The sequence below is a fragment of the Clostridium tepidiprofundi DSM 19306 genome, from assembly GCF_001594005.1.
Lineage (GTDB): Bacteria > Bacillota > Clostridia > Clostridiales > Clostridiaceae > Clostridium_AC > Clostridium_AC tepidiprofundi.
This window is the reverse complement of sequence record NZ_LTBA01000001.1, coordinates 241964-260043: the sequence shown is the minus strand read 5'-3', so window position 1 is coordinate 260043 and position 18080 is coordinate 241964. Positions and strand designations below refer to the sequence as shown.

The window sequence follows — 18080 nt, the reverse complement described above, 5'->3', positions numbered from 1 at the left end:
GTCCCGCTTAGGCGGGATTTTAAATTCTAATTAATGATTTTTTTCTTAAGGAGAAATGAAAGTGAGCAGTATAGAAGATATAATAAGTAAGTTTGAAGAAGAAATAAATATTAAATTTAATGATAAAAATATAATAAAAATAGCATTAACACATAGTTCTTTTGCAAATGAAAGAAGAGGCATAAAGTATAATGAAAGATTAGAATATCTTGGTGATGCAGTTTTGGAACTTATAATTTCAGAGTATTTATTTAATAACTTCAAAGACAAATCTGAAGGGGATTTGACTAAGCTGAGAGCACTAATTGTATGCGAAAATTCATTATTTGAAATTGCTGAAATGTGGAATTTGGGAAATTACATTATAATGAGCAAAGGAGAAGAAGCAACAGGTGGAAGAACAAGAACTTCAATATTAGCGGATTGTGTTGAAGCTGTGATTGCGGCAGTATATAAAGACAAGGGAATTGATGTTACTAGAAAGTTTATAATCGATAATTTTAAGGAACTCATTAAAAAGGCTAGTAGAGATGAAATTGTATTGGATTATAAAACTAAGTTACAAGAAATGCTTCAAAGAAATGGAGAGGTTTCTATTAACTATAATCTTTTAAACATAGAAGGTCCTGCACATAGACCTAAATTTTATGTTGAAATAAATGTGAACGATAATTGTTTAGGTTTTGGAACAGGATATTCTAAAAAGGATGCTGAACAAAATGCAGCAAAGAAAGTAGTATTGGATTTGGAGGGGAAAAATGAGCAATAGACACTATATAATACCGATATTTGTTCCACATGAGGGTTGTCCGCATAATTGTGTATTTTGCAATCAAAACACAATTACAGGTGTTTCTGAAATGGTTAATGCTCATTTTGTTAAAAGAACTGTAGAGACTTATTTAAAAACAATAAACAAAAAAAAGTTTTCAAATGCTGTGGTCGAGATTTCATTCTTTGGAGGTACTTTTACGGCAATTCCTATTGATAAACAGAATGAATTACTTGAAGAAGCGAAAAGATTTAAAAAGTTAGGATATGTTGATTATATAAGGCTTTCTACAAGGCCAGATTATATTGATGAATATATATTAAGTAATTTAAAGAAATATTGTGTAGATATAATCGAATTAGGTGTACAATCTCTTGATGAAGAAGTCTTGATTAAATCTGGGAGAGGACATACGGCAAATGATGTTGTTTATGCTTCTGAGTTGATTAAAAAATATGGTTTTACGCTAGGGCATCAGATAATGCTTGGTTTGCCAGGAGATAGTTTTGAAAAGGATATTATAACTGCTAAAAATATTATTTCAATGAAACCTGATATATGCAGAATATATCCTACCATAATTGTTAAAAACACTCCAATGGAAATAATGTATGATAAGGGAATATATAAACCTTATTCTATTGAAGAAGCTGTCGATATATGCAAGACTATTTATGGTATGTTTTTGAACGAGGGTATAGATATTATAAGGATAGGGCTTCAACCTACAAAAGAGATAAATGTTAATGCAGAAGTTGTCGCTGGTCCTTTTCATCCTGCTTTTCGTGAATTGGTAGAAGGAAGTTTGATGAATGACATGTTATTTGATGAAATAAATCAATTTAATAATTGCAATATTAATTTACGCATCAATGGTAAGGATGTTTCTAAATTATTTGCAAATAGTAAAAAATACTTTAATGATATGCTGAAGAAAATACCTTCTAACAAAATAAACATTAAGCAAGATATGGATGTTAATAGAGGAACTATTGTAATTGAGGTTGGAGATGTGTTTAAAATTGCTTCTTTAAGAGAGTATACATCTAAAAGATTTAGCTTTTAAGTACTGTTTGGTTAATTATTAAACTTATATATTTGGAGGTAAATTATGAACAGGAAACAGAGCAGAATTGCAACAAAAGTATTTGCGTATTTGACATTAGCAGTTTTTATATTAGGAACTCTTTTATCTGTATTCGCAAGATAGAAAGTAGGGGACTATATTTATGTTTCTAAAATCAATAGAAATAAGAGGATTTAAATCTTTTGCTGATAAAACAGAATTAGAATTTAAGAAGGGAATAACCGCAGTTGTAGGACCAAATGGAAGCGGAAAAAGTAATATTTCTGATGCAGTAAGATGGGTGCTTGGTGAGCAAAGTGTCAAAAGTCTAAGAGGAGATAAAATGTCAGATGTAATTTTTGCAGGAACCCAGTTTAGAAAGCCGGTAGGTTTGGCTCAAGTTTCTTTAGTATTGGATAATGTTCAAAAGGAACTCGATATAGATTATTCAGATGTTAAGATAACAAGGAGGCTTTACCGTTCAGGTGAAAGTGAATACTTTATTAATAATACTAAATGTAGATTAAAAGATATTCAAGAATTGTTTATGGATACTGGTATTGGTAAAGAAGGTTATTCTCTAATTGGACAAGGTAAGATTGATGCTATATTGAATGGAAAGCCAGAAGACAGAAGAAAACTTATGGAAGAAGCAGCTGGTATTGTAAAATTTAAAACCAGAAAAATAGAAGCAGAGAGAAGACTTGAATATACTGAACAAAATTTGGTTAGAATCAATGATATTTTAAGTACTTATTCGGAGAGATTAGAGCCTTTAAGAAATGAAATGGAGAAGGCTAAAAAGTTTTTAAAGTTGTCTTCTGAATTAAAAAACATGGAAGTTAATTTATTAATTGATTCAATTGAAAAAGTTGAACAAAAGATTTTAAATGTAAAAAATGAAATAGATGAAGCAAATAATTTAATAAATTCTCATATAGAAGAAAAAGATAATTTGAAACATGAAAAAATAGAAATTGAAAAAGAGATAGAAGATTTTGATACAAAAATAAGTATTGAAAAACAGAAATATTTTGATATTAAAGAAATGAATCAAGGTATTTTATCAGATATTAAGTTGCTTCAAGAAAAAATCAAAAATCTGTCTGAAACTATTGAAAAATATGATGATGAATTAAACAACATAAATAACAAAAAAGAAATAATTAAGAAAAATTATGATGTTGAAAGTAGCACATTAAGTGAATTGCAAACATACCAAAATAAATTATATCAACAAATTAAGGATTTTGAACAAAAAGTAGATGTTTTGAGTACTTCAATAGCTAAAGAAAACAATATGTTAGATAGATTTAAAAATAAAAAAGTATTATTAGAATCAGAATTAAGCAAACACAATAGTGATATTACTTTATTGAACAAAGATATTGAAATGTTAGTATCTAGAAAACAAAAGCTTGAAATAGATATGAATGGATATTCAAATAAATTGAAGATAAACTTAAGTACAAAAAAAAATATTAAGGTAGAGATTGATAACATTTCTAAGACGATTGATGAAATACAAACTACAATAGATTTAAATAATAATAATCTATCAAAGTATAGACGAGAGTTATCGAAAAAACAAAAAAGTAATGTAGATTTAAATAAGGAATTTCAAAGGATAGAAGCTAATCATAGTGTACTTGTTAATTTAAATAATCAATATGAGGGATATACTAGAGCAGTTAAGCAACTTATGCAACATGTAAATAAAGGGTATGTTGCTGGTACAAAAAATAAGACTTTTGTATTGGGTGAGGTTATTGCAGTAGATAAGGAATATGAAACTGCCATTGAAATAGCATTAGGTGCTGCTATTTCAAATATCATAACTGATGATGATGATGTTGCTAAAAAATTGATTTCTTATCTTAAAAATAGGAATTTAGGTAGGGCGACTTTCTTACCTCTCAACATAATACAAGGGAGAAAAATAAACAATAGTGGAAGTGTTATAAAGCATAATGGTGTTATTGGTATAGCATCTGATTTGATAAAGTATGATAAAAAATTTGTTAAGGCTATTGAATATGTATTGGGTAAAGTTATTATTGTAAATAATATGGATAATGCTTTGGAATTTGCTAAAAGTGCAAATTATCAATACAAAATTGTTACGCTTGGCGGAGAGTTAATAAATCCTGGCGGCTCATTAACTGGTGGTAGTGTATATAAGAAAAACACTAATGTATTCAGTAGAAAAAGGGAAATAGCTTACTTAGAAAATCAAAAAGTAATAATATCAAATAAATTAAATGATATTAAACAAGAAATAATAAAGTATAATAATTTGATTTCAAAGTTAGATGAGGAAAATTTAAATTTAAAAGATGAAATTCATTTTCAAAATATCGAACTAACAAAAACTCAAGCCAAACTTACTGCTATTGAACAAGATAATTCTAATATAAATAATTTATTGATGGATATACGAAAAGAAATGAAATCTATCAATAACGAAATCCATAAAAATAAAAGAGCTATTTCTAGCATCAATGTTGAAATTAAAAATAAAAATTTGATAAGTGATGAACTAAAAGAAAAAATAGAAAATTTGGAATTACAGCTTAAGGATAGGTTAAACAATATAGAAAGCATTAAGAATGATTTGACAGGAATTAAAATTAAAAAAGCTAAGTGCGATGAAAGTGTTATAAACAAAAAACAAAATATTAAAAGAATAGAAAATGAAATATTGGAATATAATACAAAATATCAAAAATTGATTGAAGAAATACATAATAGTATTAAAATTAAGGATATGTGTATAAAAGAATTAGGAGAGAAAAAGATAAAGCATATGGATACGATTCAAGTAATAAAGGATTATGAAGAAAAATTTGAATCACATGATATGCAAAGGTTAAAGCTTAAAGAAAAAGCAAATGTTAATTACGAAAAGCTAGATAAGATTTTAGCAGTTATAAAAAATCATGAGAATCATTTATACAAACTTCAGTTGAATCTTACTAGATTTGAATCTGAGAAGGAAATGCTTTTTTCAAAATTAAATAATGAAATGGAATTAACTTATGCCGAAGCTTTAGATCTAAAAAAGGATATAAAAGACTTTAATAGATTAAAATTAGATATTTCTAAAACAAAAAAGATGATTTCGGATATGGGATTTGTAAATGTTGGTGCCATTGAAGAATATAAAGAAGTGAATGAAAAACATAAATTTTTAAGTGAACAAAGGGAAGATCTTATAACTTCTAAAATGGAGATATTAGATATAATAAATGAAATGACTGAAAAGATGAAAGTTGTATTCAAGCAAAATTTTGAAAAACTTAGGAAGTATTTTGATGAAACTTTTAAAGAATTGTTTAAAGGTGGAAGTGCCGATTTGATTTTATCAGATGGAGATGAACTCAATTCAAATATCGAAATAAGTGTTCAACCTCCAGGTAAAAAACTTCAAAATATAAATCTTATGTCTGGTGGAGAAAAAGTATTATCGGCTATTGCTTTGCTTTTTGCTATATTGAAGATGAAACCAACACCATTTTGTATTTTAGATGAGATAGAAGCAGCACTTGATGATGCAAATGTTTATAGATATGCTCAATTTTTAAGAAAATTTTCTGGTGATATTCAATTTATCGTTATAACACATAGAAAAGGTACAATGGAAGCTAGTGATGTTCTTTATGGAGTAACTATGGAGGAAAAAGGTGTTTCAAAAATTGTATCAGTGGATTTAGCTGAACAATTAATAAGTTAAAAGAGGTGGCAAAATGTTTGGTAAATTTTTTAATAAACTTAAGGGTGGACTTACAAAAACTAGGGACACTTTTACTGAAAAAATTACAGAAGTACTTAATTTATCTGTTACAATTGATGATGAAATGTATGAAGAATTAGAAGAAGTATTGATCATGTCAGATATTGGATATGAGACGACGGTTGATATTATAGAAAAATTGAAAGATAAGATAAAAGAAAATAAAGTAAAGGATCCATCAGAAGTAAAATTTTATTTAAAAGAAGTAATAATAGAAATTTTAGGAGAATCAACAAATGATATTAAAAATATTGTTACTCCTAAAGTAATGCTTGTTATTGGTGTAAATGGTGTGGGCAAGACTACTTCGATAGGTAAAATTGCATCAAGAATAAAAAATGAAAATTATAAAGTGCTTTTAGCGGCAGCGGATACTTTTAGAGCAGCTGCTATTGAACAGCTTGAGATTTGGAGCAAAAGAGCAGGAGTAGCAATAGTTAAACATCAAGAAGGTTCTGACCCTGCAGCGGTTGTTTTTGACGCTGTTCAAGCTGCAAAAGCAAGAAATGTAGATGTTTTGATATGCGATACAGCAGGAAGACTTCACAACAAGAAAAATCTTATGAATGAGCTTGAAAAGATTAACAGAGTTATAGCACGAGAGTATTCAGAAGCTAATATGGAAACTTTACTTGTTCTAGATGCAACTACAGGACAGAATGCTGTACAGCAAGCAAAACAATTTATGGAAGTATGTCATATTGACGGCATAATATTAACTAAGTTGGATGGTACAGCAAAAGGTGGAGTGGTTATATCTATTAAAAGTCAATTAAACATTCCAGTCAAGTTCATTGGTGTTGGAGAAGGAATAGATGATCTACAGGAATTTGATGCAAGAGAATTTGTTGAAGCACTTTTCTAGTAAATTTAAGAGTAAATTTAGAAAGGTGTTAAGTAAAAATACTTGACACCTTCTAAAAAGTTTGATATCATATCCATTGTTGATTGGGTGATTTTATGGAAAAAAGATTTGAAATATCATTATTGCTTGATTTTTATGGAGAATTGTTGACTGACAAGCAAAGAGATATAATGGATTTGTATTATAATGATGATTTGTCGCTTGCAGAAATTGCAGAAAATAATAATACAAGTAGACAGGCAATACATGATTTGCTCAAAAGAGGAGAAAAATTTTTGTTTGAATATGAGAGTAAATTACACTTATTAGAAAGACAGTTTTTTGTCGATAATGTTAAGAAGGATATTGTTGAAAATTTAAATTTACTCATTAATGGTGATATAGATATACAGAAGGCAGTTGATAGAATTATTGATGATTTAAAAGAGATTCATTAGGAGGTTCCTATGTTATTTGAAGGGTTATCAACCAAATTACAAGATACATTGAAAAAGTTAAAGGGAAAAGGAAAACTTAATGAAAAAGATATAAAAACTGCTATGCGAGAGGTTAAGTTGGCGTTATTAGAAGCTGATGTTAACTATAAGGTGGTTAAGGACTTTATAAAAAAGGTTAGCGAGAAATGCATGGGCAATCAAGTTATGGAAAGCTTAACACCGGGTCAGCAGGTAATAAAAATAGTAAGTGATGAGTTATCTATTTTAATGGGAAATGATGAAAGTAAAATTGAGTTTTCTAAAGATGGGCTTACAGTAATTATGTTAGTAGGGCTTCAAGGTGCAGGTAAAACAACAATGGCTAGTAAGTTAGCTTTGCATCTAAGGAAGCATAATAAAAAACCTCTTTTAGTAGCTTGTGATGTTTATAGACCAGCAGCTATAAAACAATTACAAGTGCTTGGAAAACAGATAGATATACCTGTTTTTTCCATGGGAGACAAGGTAAGTCCAGTAGATATTTCTAAAGCAGCAATTGGGCATGCTAAAGATAATGGTTATAATGTTGTTATTATAGATACTGCAGGAAGACTTCATATAGATGAAGCATTGATGGACGAATTGAAAGATATTGAGAATAGTATCAGTCCTAATGAAATACTGCTTGTTGTCGATGCAATGACAGGTCAAGATGCTGTAAATGTTTCAAAGAGTTTTGATGAGCAGTTGGGTATAACAGGTGTAATACTAACAAAACTTGATGGCGATACTAGGGGTGGTGCAGCTTTATCAATTAGAGCTGTTACTGAAAAACCAATTAAGTTTGTAGGAGTTGGTGAAAAACTTAATGATTTAGAGGTGTTTTATCCTGATAGGATGGCATCAAGAATTTTAGGAATGGGAGATGTTCTCTCTTTGATTGAAAAAGCTCGACAAGCAATTGATGAAAAAGAAGCTTTAGAGCTTGGAAATAAAATGCTTACAAAGGAATTTAATTTTGAGGATTTTCTTTTGTCTATGCAGCAGATGAAAAAATTAGGACCTCTTAATAAATTGATTGAAATGATTCCAGGAGTTAATACTAAGCAGCTTAAGGATATAGATTTTAGTCAGAGTGAGAAGGAAATAGTTAAAATAGAAGCTATAATAAAATCTATGACTTTACAAGAGAGGAAACATCCTAGTCTTATTAGTTCATCTTCATCGAGAAAGAAAAGAATTGCTAAAGGTTCTGGTACTACGGTACAACAGGTTAATAAACTATTAAAAGATTTTGAAATGATGAAAAAAATGATGAAGAAAATGAATGGCCCACAAAAGGGTAAAATGAAAAATATTTTTGGAAAGTTACCATTTTAGAATTTTTAAATACAAATAATTCATTAAAAGGAGGTGAGAACATGGCAGTAAAAATCAGACTAAGAAGAATGGGTGCAAAAAAAGCTCCTTTCTATAGAATTGTTGTTGCTGATTCAAGATTTCCTAGAGATGGAAGATTTATAGAAGAAATAGGATATTACAATCCAACAACTGAACCAGTTACTGTAAAGATAAATGAAGAAAAAGCAGTTAAATGGTTAAATAATGGTGCACAACCTTCAGATACCGTTAAAAGACTTTTTAATAATGCAGGTATTTCTAAGTAATGAATGGAGGCGTATCTCAATATGAAAGAATTGTTGGAGGTAATTGCCAAATCATTAGTTGACAATCCAGAAATGGTGCAGGTCAATGAAGTTGTAGGAGAACAATCTATAATTTTAGAGTTAAAAGTGTCTCCTGATGATATGGGTAAAGTTATTGGTAAACAGGGAAGAATAGCAAAAGCTATTAGAACTGTTGTTAAGGCAGCAGCTATTAGGGAAAATAAAAGGGTTGTTGTTGAAATAATTTAGTTAATATTTAGTTTATTACGAGAGTTAGGGATGGCCTAGCTCTTGTTTCATTTGCATATGTGGCAAAATATTTCATATTTACTTCACATTACAATTTAATGCAACTATTTTAATGAATTATTAAGTGTGACGAGTTCACACGAAAGGAGCATGTCTAGTGGAAGATTTTATTATCATAGGTCAGATTTCAAAAACTCATGGTATAAAAGGAGAAGTAAAGGTACTTCCGTTAACTGCTGATGTGAATAGGTTTAAGAAACTGAAAACAGTTTTCATAGATGATATAGAAAAGAGAGTACTGGGATGTAAATTTCAAAGCAAAAGGATTGTATTAAAGATTGAAGGTATAGATACCATTGAAGAAGCAGAAAAATATAAAAACAAATATCTGTATATACAAAGAGAAGATGCAATAAAGCTTTCAGAGGGAGAATTTTATGTTGCGGATATTATAGATTGCTCAGTATATGAAGAAAATGGTAAAGAGCTTGGAAAAGTTTATGACGTTATCGAAACAGGAAGCAATGATGTTTATTGGATAAAGGAAGGCAAAGATAAGAAGGAATTACTAATTCCAGCTTTAAAGACTATTGTACAGAAAATAGATATTGAAAATAAGAAAATTATAATTAAGCCTGTAAAAGAGTGGATGGAATGAATATAGATATACTTACATTGTTTCCTGAGGTATTTAAAATTTTTGATTGTAGTATAATTGGTAGGGCAAAACAAAAAGGAATAGTGTCTATTAATATCCATAACATAAGGGACTATTCATTAGATAAACATAAAAAAGTTGATGATTATCCATATGGTGGTGGTGCCGGTATGCTTATGAAGGCACAACCAATTGTGGATTGTATAAGAAGTGTAAAGAAAAAAAGCAAAGGTAAAGTAGTTTATTTAGGACCAAGAGGAAAGACATTTAATCAAGAAGTTGCTAAAAGATTAGCAAATGAAAATGAGTTAATTTTCTTATGTGGGCATTATGAAGGTATTGACGAAAGAGCAAGAAAATGTATAGATGAAGAGATTTCATTGGGAGATTTTATATTAACTGGAGGAGAAGCTGCATGTATTCCAATAATAGATAGTATTTGCAGATTAGTTCCCGGTGTTTTATCATCAAAAATAAGTTATGAAGATGAATCATTTTATGGAGGACTTTTAGAATATCCTCAGTATACTAGACCTGAAATTTTTGAAGGAGAATCAGTACCTGAAATTTTATTATCAGGACACCATGAAAACATAAGAAAATGGAGAAGGTTAAAATCATTAGAAGTTACTAGAAAATATAGATATGATTTATTTAAGAAGGTTCAATTAACTGATGAAGACAAAAAACTATTACGAAAAAAATAAAAAAATATATTGCAATAAATAATTTAGTGTGATAAAATATAGGTCGTGCTAATCCAGGCGTTCCGCTGTCAATGCTTTGATTATGAGCGTCTAATATTATATGGGAGGTAGTACATATGCAAGATATAATTAGAGAAATTGAAAAAGAACAAATCAGAACAGACTTACCTAGCTTCAATGTTGGAGATAATGTAAAAGTTTTTGTAAGAATTAAAGAAGGTAATAAGGAAAGGATCCAGGCATTTGAAGGAACTGTTATTAAAAAGCAGAATGGTGGAATCAGAGAGACATTTACTGTAAGAAGAGTAGCTTACGGAACTGCTGTTGAAAGAACTTTCCCAATGAATACACCTTTTATTGAAAAAATACAGGTAACAAGAAGAGGTAAGGTAAGAAGAGCTAAGTTATACTACTTAAGAGATAGAGTAGGTAAGGCAGCAAAAGTAAAGGAAAGAATATAAAAAGGGCTATATAGTCCTTTTTTTTATACATTGATACAAATGAGTATTTTAATATAGAAAGGATATGATAATATGGCAATTAACTGGTATCCAGGACATATGGCTAAGACTAGAAGAAAAATAAAAGAAAATCTTAAATTAGTTGATGCTGTAATTGAAATTAGAGATGCAAGAATAGTAACTTCTAGTGCTAATCCTGATATAGATGATATATGCATGAATAAACCAAGAATAATTTTATTAAATAAGGCAGATTTAAGTGAGGAAAAAATAACTAAGGAATGGATTAAGTATCTTACAAAGAATAATATAAAAGTTATTGAAACTAATAGTGTAACTGGAAAAGGATTAAGAAATATAAAACCTGCACTTTTAGAATTATTAAAAGAAAAGCATGATAGATTAAAAGCTAAAGGATTAAAAAGAATTACTGTAAGGGCAATGGTTGTAGGTATACCTAATGTAGGTAAATCATCATTTATTAATAAGATGGCAAATAATAAAATTGCAAAGACAGGTGATAAGCCAGGTGTTACTAAAAACAATCAATGGATTAAAACTAAAATAGGTATTGAATTATTAGATACTCCAGGGGTTCTTTGGCCTAAATTTGAAGATGAAAATGTTGGTTTAAATTTAGCATTTACAGGGGCTATTAAAGATGAGATTATGGATATTGAGGAACTTGCGCTTAAGTTAATAGAAGTTTTACAGAGGGAGTATCCTGAAAGATTAATAAATAGATATAAACTGGATAGTCTTGATGAAAATGCTCTCAATAATATGGAAAATATAGGCCGAAAAAGAGGAGCAATACTTTCTGGAGGAAACATTGATTATAATAGGACAGCAGTTATGCTTTTAGATGAATTCAGAGCAGGAAAGCTTGGTGGAATATCTTTAGACAAACTTTAAAGAGTGAACTCATTTTATTAAAGTAAAAAACTTCATATTCACATTTATAGAAGTGGAGAACCTTATAGAATTGATAAAGGATGATATTATGATAATTGATATAAATAAAATGAAAGTTAATGAGATTAAGGACATAGTAATAAATACTGAACAAAGTATTCATGATTATGATGTCCAAATGATAAAAGATTTTATATGTTCATTAAAAAATGATACTAGAAAATCAGTACAAAAATTAGCTATCAAATTAGATGGTAGCCTAAAAAGATATTTCAAAGAAATTGAAAGAGTTAAAAATATGTATGATTTTGATAAATCTTATGGTGAATATAAATATATAGCTGGAGTTGATGAGGTTGGAAGAGGTCCATTAGCAGGTCCTATAGTTGCTGCGGCGGTTATTTTAAAATTAGATTATGTAAGTTACAAAGAACTCATTTTGTATATAAATGATTCCAAAAAATTATCAGTTCAAAAAAGACAATTACTTGCTGAAATAATTAAAAATAAAGCAATATCCTTTAGTATTGCAAGAATTGATAATGACATAATTGATAAGAAAGGGATTAGTTGGTGTAATAATCAGGTTTTTATTGATGCTGTGCATGGATTAAAAGTTAAACCTGATTTTGTTCTTAGTGATGGTTATGAAATTAAGAATTTTGATGTAAACAATAAGGCTGTTATTAAAGGAGATCTTAAGAGTGCTTCAATAGCATGTGCATCTATTATTGCAAAAGTTTATAGAGATGCAATTATGCAAAAATATGCAGAAAAATATCCAAATTATGATTTTGTTAATAATGTTGGATATGGAACTACCAATCATATTAATGCAATTAAAATGTATGGCAAATGCGATATACATAGAGAAAGTTTTATAAAGAATATTATAAAAAAGAGCTAGAAAAATTTACTAGTTCTTTTTCTATGTTATAAAGGCATTTTTAATATGATTTATACGAAAACAAGTATTTTTATAATTTAGCAGCACCTCTATAACATCGAATCTTACATTTGATTTAGTTAAGCCATTTTTAAGCAAATAATACTGAGAAGATTTTATGATTTTTCTTTGTTTTCTATAATTAATAGCTTCAGAAGGTGAACCGAATTTTGTATTATAGCGACTTTTTACTTCTATAATGCAGATAATATCTTCATACTGACATATTAAATCTATTTCACCAATTTTACAATAAAAATTTTTGCATAATATTTTATAGCCATTTTTAAGTAAATAATCTTCTGCGATATTTTCCCCTAATGTTCCTATATCTTTTTTTAAATGTTTCATGAAAAAACTCCCATACTTTTTAAGATTTAATCAATTAATATACTTAAATTATTGACATATTGAATATTTTAATTCTAAATATTTAAAATTAATTATATATTTTTCAATTAGTGTCAATAATTTATTTATAAAATATTTAGGGGATGATTAAATGTCGATAAAGTTATTCAGTGCATCATTTAATGGAATTGATGGTAATATTGTAACTGTAGAAGTTGATATTTCAAAGGGATTACCATCATTCAATATTGTAGGTTTAGGAGACATGTCTATAAAAGAATCTAAAGAAAGAGTTAGATCTGCTATTGAAAATTCTTCTTTTGAATTTCCACTAGGAAGAATCACCGTAAATTTAGCACCTGCTGATTTGAGAAAGGAAGGTTCTTTGTTTGATTTACCAATTGCAGTAGGTATACTTTTAGCATCAGAGCAAATAAATATATGTGATGTTGAAAAATTTTTATTTGTTGGAGAATTGGCATTATCAGGTGAATTAAATGAAATTAGAGGTGCTCTTCCTATTGTAATTGAAGGTATCAATAAAAATTTTGAAGATTTTATTATTCCTATACACAATATTGATGAATGTTCGCTTATTAGAGATAAAAATATTTATCCTTTTAACAATTTAAACCAAGTAATTCATTTTTTTCAGTATAGAGATTTAATGCCTTATAAAAATGAAGTTATAAGAAAGGAAAAAGAATATAATATTGATTTTAGAGATGTGTGTGGTCAGAACAGTTCTAAGAGAGCATTAGAAATAGCTGCTGCAGGAAATCATAACATTATAATGTTTGGTCCACCTGGTTCAGGAAAATCTATGCTTGCACAGAGAATACCTACAATATTACCAAATTTAGATTATGATGAGGCATTAGAAGTTACTAAGATTTATAGTGTATCGGGAAATTTACGAGGCAAAAATGGTGTTGAATTTTTCAGACCATTTAGAAATCCACATCATACAGTAACTCCGGCAGGATTGATTGGGGGAGGAAATAGGGTTACTCCCGGTGAAGTTTCACTTGCACATAATGGGGTACTATTTCTTGATGAGATACTCGAATTTAAAAAAAATGTATTAGAATTATTAAGACAGCCATTAGAAGATAAATTTGTTGAAATTACAAGAGCATATGGTAAAGTTAAATATCCATCCAATTTTATGCTCGTTGCGGCTATGAATCCGTGTCCGTGTAGGTATCAAGTTTGACTAAGTTGTATACTACATGGATGTTTGGAACTTTTTGACCGTCTTCAACAACGGTTTCTACTTCAATGCTCTTAACTAACAGCCTTACTAAATCATATTTATCCTCATATGTTAAGTTATCTAGTTTGTTATAATATGTTTTTAATTTACTAGAAACAGTAGATATGAGTTCATCTTTGTGTTTACGATTATTAATCTTATTTTCCAATGATTCAATTAAATTCGAAATGCTTTTTTCTTCTCTTTTTATATCTCTTAATTGTTCTTCAACTTCTTCTTCGGAAATAATATTTTTTCTGAATAAAGTTAATATGTTGTTCTTTTCTGACTTCTTATCATTAAGAGCTTTTCTTAATTTTTTTAAATCACTATCAATATCTTCGTTGGAGTTGCCGGCTCTTTTTTTCATTTGTTCAACATAATAATCGTATTTTTTTAATATATGTAAACAATCATTCCAAATTTGTTCCTCAAGCATATCTGCATTCACATTAACGTTGTCGCATTTAATACCATACATCTTTACGTATTCATTTCTTTTCCCACTACAAACATATACATCACTTCTATTTTTGTAGCTAACACCATAATAAGTTTTTCCACAACGCTTGCATTTTATCATCTTTCTTAATAAAAATTCTCTTTTTAGATTTCTCTTGCTAATTATAAAATTTTCTTTTTTCTGAGCTTGAGCTTTTTCCCATACTTTTTCTGATATTATAGCTGGAACTTTACGGACAATTAATTCTTTTCTTCTTGTGCTTCTTTTACCGTAATAATGTAATCCTTTATAAGTTGTATTTGATAATATCCTTTGTATGCTCCCTGATCTCCACTTACCAGTAATACCTTTAGTGCGTTTGCCTTTGCCTTTTCCACAACTACTTAGTATATTAGCATTATTCAAATATATTGCTATATCTATAGTGCTCATTTTATTTTCGGTATACATTCTGAAAATCTTCTTTATTATTTCCGCTTCTTCTTTATTTATTTCGAGATATCCTTTTTTGTTAATAATATAGCCATAAGGCACTATTCCACCCATCCATTTCCCCTTTTTGGCCGCTCTAGTTGCTCCTAAGTACATTCTATCTAAGATATTATTTCTTTCAAGTTCGGCCATGTTAAGATAAGTAATGAATTGGAAACGACCAGTTGATGTATTTAAATCGAAAGGCTCGGTTACACTAAGTATTTCAATATCGTATTTTCGTAGCATTTCAACTGCATTTAAGCCGCTTAATGTATCTCTCCCAAAACGGTCGATTTTCCAAACTAACACAGTGTTAAACATTCCTTTTGAAGCATCTTCAATAAGTTGTTTTCCTGCTGGTCGTTGCTCGAATGCAACAGTTCCAGAAATACCATTGTCTAAGTATTCGTTGTATATTTCTAAATTTTCTTTCATTTCAATATATGTATGTAGAATTTCAACTTGGTTTTCAATTGTATCTCTTTCTTTTTGGTCATCTGAAGAAACCCTGCAATATAGAGCGACTTTTTTCACTTTTATACCTCCTTATTTTTTTCTCTGTTTCCTAATAGAATTTAATGCTATTTCAATAGCCATTTTCAGTTGAGCCTTTTCCTCTGCACTCATTTCAATGTCGTCTAACGTTAGCTCATCTGAACTAAGTACTAGATGCATTGTTTGTTCAACATCTGTCACTATATACTCAACATCTTCTTCAACACTAAGTAATTCATCTGTTGCAACTCCTAACACATTTGCTATTTTTTCTATAGTTTTTGTATTTAAACTCTGCCTCTTCCCACTTTCAATTTGGCTTATAGTAGAAGCACCAACATTAGCTTCTTTTGCTAATCTATATGCACTAATACCTTTTTCTTGCCTAATTCTTTTTATATTCAACCCTATTATAGATATATTATTATCCATATTGTTTATCGCTCCTTTTTATTTATATTTTTGTTTACGGAAATAGTTTACCATTAATTTTTACTTTAGTCAATGAAATAGTTTCGACAATGAAAATATACGAAAATCAAAGAAAAATTGAGAATAATTAAAATAATTTAAAAAAATAACTGAAAATAGCGAAAAATGAATGTTGTATATTTTCGAATTGTGAAATATAATTTAAGCATAGTTTCGGAAACGAAATTAATTTGAGAGCAAAAGGTGGTGAAAATGTGAACTTAAGCGAAATGATAAGACAGAAGGGTCTTACAAATTATAGAGTAGCAAAGGAGGCGAAAATAGGACAAGCAACGATATCAGAATTAATAAATGGCAAAAGAAAGGAACCAAAATTTACAACAGCGCTTAAAATTGCAAATGTTTTAGGTGTAGAAGTAACAGAAATTTACAAAGCATTAAAGGAGTGATTACATGCAAGTAAGAACAGAAATAATTAATGGCAAGAGGAGAATATGCATTACAAAAAGTGCTTCTGGCGAAGACAAAGCACGAGAAGCCGTGCTAAAAGTTATGGGTAACGACGAGTACGAGTACAAAGAGGAGGTAAAGCATGAGTAACTTAGTAAACATTTTTAACAAAGATGGACAACTTGTTGTAACAAGCAGACAAGTAGAAAAGGATTTTGGGAAAAGGCATAGTGATGTACTAGAAAAAATTGATAAGTTGATAAAAGAAATTCAACCAACGGAAAAATCCGTTCGTTACTTTATACCTGGTAAATATAAAGATAATAAGGGAGAAATGAGAAAGGAATACCTATTAACACGAGATGGATTTTCACTTTTGGTAATGGGCTTTACTGGAGCGAAGGCTTTAGAGTGGAAACTAAAATATATCGAAGCGTTTAACAAGATGGAGCAGAAATTAAAAGAGCAAAAGCAACTCTCACCTATACAAGAGCTAAAACTTCACTATCAAGTTTTAGAAACGCACGAAGAGAAACTTACAGAAATAGATAATAGAGTGGAAAACTTAGAAAATAACATGACAATAGACTTCGGACAACAAAAAATCTTAGGTGATATTGCAAAGAGAAAAGCTGTACAAGCTCTAGGAGGTAAAAATGCTTCTGCTTATAAGAACAAAGGTATCAGAACAAAGGTTTTTTCTAAGGTTTGGAAAGATTTTAAAGACTATTTTGGAATCAATAGCTATAGAAATACACCTAGAAAAGATTTTGATAAGGCTAAAGAACATTTAGAAAATTGGCAAGTACAAGGGAAACTTTTAAGAGAAATAGAGGAATGCAATAATCAAGTAAACATAGAGGAGGTAATCTAAATGAATAAATTTGAAGTTAAAAAATTATTTTGGAAACTTGCAGATGGGATTGTAGCTTGCGGTGACACGGTTACGCAAAATAAAGCGGGTGTAGTAGTCGAAAGAGGTATAGCACTATCTGATTACTATGTAATGTTTGGATTAGATGATGGGGTAATTAGAATTTATAACAGTGAATACTTGCCAATAGCAGCTTATACAGAAGAAAGCGAGGAATTAGTTGTACTAAAAGAATTATTCGAGGATTTAGAGTAGATGAGGGAGGTGAGATTATGGATAAAAAGACAATGGAATATTTAAAAACTAGAGTTAAAAAGTATGAAGAATTAGAACGAAGAAAGTATGATTTGGAGCGGGATAAAATGAAATTAAAGGGTTATCAAAAAGACATAGAAGAGGCTAAGAATATTAAAGATTTAAGCTTAAAACTAGAAATTTATATCGGAGGAAGCTATGAAATTAATTATACGCTTATTCCAATGACAAAATATGCAGAACTAGGACAAGTTCTTATGAAAATTTTAGAGGATAGCATTGCGGAAACGGAAAAGGAAATGGAGGAAATCTAATGAAAAGGAGGCAAGAAGATGCTAAAACAATTACTAGAAAGGAGAATAGGACATCTTAGCAATGCAGAATTTGCAGTGATAATGCAAATTACAGAAGACGACATTAAGTTTAACAGAGTTAGCTTTAAAAAGCATACAGACTTAGAGTATGTATTAGATATAGCAGTTAGAAGTGTGAAATTGTTAAGAAAATGTGCATAGG

Annotated in this window: 23 protein-coding genes; 20 read left to right on the top strand and 3 right to left on the bottom strand. The window is 29.3% G+C overall.

All coding sequences use genetic code 11. The annotated features are described in order from the left end of the window. Positions 1-55: 55 nt before the first annotated feature. The 13 genes from rnc (at position 56) to CLTEP_RS01315 (ending at position 12476) form a co-directional block, all read left to right on the top strand. A complete protein-coding gene (gene rnc, locus CLTEP_RS01375) occupies positions 56-769 on the top strand; it encodes a ribonuclease III (protein ID WP_066821402.1) in 714 nt (237 codons plus the stop codon). Continuing rightward, positions 759-1838, top strand: coding sequence for an elongator complex protein 3 (locus CLTEP_RS01370; RefSeq protein WP_066821399.1), 1080 nt, complete (start codon positions 759-761; stop codon positions 1836-1838). Before rnc ends, CLTEP_RS01370 begins: the two co-directional genes overlap by 11 nt. Positions 1839-2001: 163 nt before the next feature. Next, complete coding sequence (gene smc / locus CLTEP_RS01365) at positions 2002-5571, top strand: chromosome segregation protein SMC (RefSeq protein WP_066821393.1); 3570 nt, start codon at positions 2002-2004, stop codon at positions 5569-5571. Between the two features lie 13 nt (positions 5572-5584). Continuing rightward, positions 5585-6496 carry a signal recognition particle-docking protein FtsY gene (ftsY, locus tag CLTEP_RS01360; protein WP_066821389.1) on the top strand — a complete coding sequence of 304 codons (912 nt, stop codon included), beginning with the start codon at positions 5585-5587 and terminating at the stop codon, positions 6494-6496. 95 nt (positions 6497-6591) lie between these two features. After that, positions 6592-6933: a putative DNA-binding protein gene (locus CLTEP_RS01355; protein WP_066821387.1), complete on the top strand. Its 342-nt coding sequence runs from the start codon at positions 6592-6594 to the stop codon at positions 6931-6933. A 9-nt stretch (positions 6934-6942) separates the two neighbouring features. Beyond that, positions 6943-8292 (top strand): signal recognition particle protein, encoded by a 1350-nt coding sequence (gene ffh, locus CLTEP_RS01350; protein ID WP_066821385.1) that lies wholly within the window; start codon positions 6943-6945, stop codon positions 8290-8292. 41 nt (positions 8293-8333) lie between these two features. After that, positions 8334-8579: a 30S ribosomal protein S16 gene (gene rpsP / locus CLTEP_RS01345; RefSeq protein ID WP_066821382.1), complete on the top strand. Its 246-nt coding sequence runs from the start codon at positions 8334-8336 to the stop codon at positions 8577-8579. 21 nt (positions 8580-8600) lie between these two features. Further along, positions 8601-8828, top strand: a complete 228-nt coding sequence (locus CLTEP_RS01340) for a KH domain-containing protein (protein WP_066821380.1) — start codon at positions 8601-8603, stop codon at positions 8826-8828. A gap of 157 nt (positions 8829-8985) precedes the next feature. Beyond that, positions 8986-9486 carry a ribosome maturation factor RimM gene (rimM, locus tag CLTEP_RS01335; protein WP_066821378.1) on the top strand — a complete coding sequence of 167 codons (501 nt, stop codon included), beginning with the start codon at positions 8986-8988 and terminating at the stop codon, positions 9484-9486. Then, on the top strand, positions 9483-10193 hold the full coding sequence (gene trmD, locus CLTEP_RS01330) for a tRNA (guanosine(37)-N1)-methyltransferase TrmD (protein ID WP_066821376.1): 711 nt from the start codon (positions 9483-9485) through the stop codon (positions 10191-10193). The genes rimM and trmD overlap by 4 nt, the downstream gene beginning before the upstream one ends. 116 nt (positions 10194-10309) lie before the next feature. Beyond that, positions 10310-10654, top strand: a complete 345-nt coding sequence (gene rplS / locus CLTEP_RS01325; protein WP_066821374.1) for a 50S ribosomal protein L19 — start codon at positions 10310-10312, stop codon at positions 10652-10654. Between the two features lie 72 nt (positions 10655-10726). Then, positions 10727-11569 (top strand): ribosome biogenesis GTPase YlqF, encoded by an 843-nt coding sequence (ylqF, locus tag CLTEP_RS01320; protein WP_066821371.1) that lies wholly within the window; start codon positions 10727-10729, stop codon positions 11567-11569. 88 nt (positions 11570-11657) lie between these two features. Next, positions 11658-12476, top strand: coding sequence for a ribonuclease HII (locus tag CLTEP_RS01315; protein ID WP_084364540.1), 819 nt, complete (start codon positions 11658-11660; stop codon positions 12474-12476). Between the two features lie 21 nt (positions 12477-12497). On the opposite strand, the gene CLTEP_RS01310 is transcribed toward CLTEP_RS01315, so the two are convergent. Continuing rightward, entirely contained in the window at positions 12498-12866 is a 369-nt protein-coding gene (locus CLTEP_RS01310; RefSeq protein ID WP_066821368.1) for a YraN family protein, read from the bottom strand. A gap of 151 nt (positions 12867-13017) precedes the next feature. Here CLTEP_RS01310 and CLTEP_RS01305 point away from each other — a divergent pair, with 151 nt between their 5' ends. Further along, positions 13018-14082, top strand: coding sequence for a YifB family Mg chelatase-like AAA ATPase (locus CLTEP_RS01305; protein WP_066821365.1), 1065 nt, complete (start codon positions 13018-13020; stop codon positions 14080-14082). Here the strand turns inward: CLTEP_RS01305 and CLTEP_RS01300 are convergent. Together CLTEP_RS01300 and CLTEP_RS01295 are read right to left on the bottom strand one after the other, a co-directional pair. Then, entirely contained in the window at positions 14048-15592 is a 1545-nt protein-coding gene (locus tag CLTEP_RS01300; protein ID WP_066821362.1) for a recombinase family protein, read from the bottom strand. The two genes, CLTEP_RS01305 and CLTEP_RS01300, sit on opposite strands and share 35 nt — an antisense overlap. A gap of 12 nt (positions 15593-15604) precedes the next feature. Continuing rightward, positions 15605-15985: a helix-turn-helix domain-containing protein gene (locus CLTEP_RS01295; RefSeq protein WP_066821360.1), complete on the bottom strand. Its 381-nt coding sequence runs from the start codon at positions 15983-15985 to the stop codon at positions 15605-15607. Positions 15986-16239: 254 nt separating this feature from the next. On the opposite strand from CLTEP_RS01295, the gene CLTEP_RS01290 reads away from it, so the two are divergent. The 6 genes from CLTEP_RS01290 to CLTEP_RS01270 are packed head-to-tail and all read left to right on the top strand — an operon-like array spanning position 16240 to position 18079. Beyond that, entirely contained in the window at positions 16240-16434 is a 195-nt protein-coding gene (locus tag CLTEP_RS01290) for a helix-turn-helix domain-containing protein (protein WP_066821358.1), read from the top strand. Positions 16435-16438: 4 nt separating this feature from the next. Continuing rightward, positions 16439-16585 carry a hypothetical protein gene (locus tag CLTEP_RS14805; RefSeq protein ID WP_161938336.1) on the top strand — a complete coding sequence of 49 codons (147 nt, stop codon included), beginning with the start codon at positions 16439-16441 and terminating at the stop codon, positions 16583-16585. Beyond that, positions 16578-17309 carry a Rha family transcriptional regulator gene (locus tag CLTEP_RS01285; protein ID WP_066821355.1) on the top strand — a complete coding sequence of 244 codons (732 nt, stop codon included), beginning with the start codon at positions 16578-16580 and terminating at the stop codon, positions 17307-17309. The genes CLTEP_RS14805 and CLTEP_RS01285 overlap by 8 nt, the downstream gene beginning before the upstream one ends. Further along, a complete protein-coding gene (locus CLTEP_RS01280) occupies positions 17310-17564 on the top strand; it encodes a hypothetical protein (protein WP_066821354.1) in 255 nt (84 codons plus the stop codon). Positions 17565-17581: 17 nt separating this feature from the next. Then, positions 17582-17878, top strand: a complete 297-nt coding sequence (locus CLTEP_RS01275; RefSeq protein WP_066821352.1) for a hypothetical protein — start codon at positions 17582-17584, stop codon at positions 17876-17878. A gap of 18 nt (positions 17879-17896) precedes the next feature. Beyond that, on the top strand, positions 17897-18079 hold the full coding sequence (locus tag CLTEP_RS01270) for a hypothetical protein (protein WP_066821350.1): 183 nt from the start codon (positions 17897-17899) through the stop codon (positions 18077-18079). Position 18080: the final 1 nt, after the last annotated feature.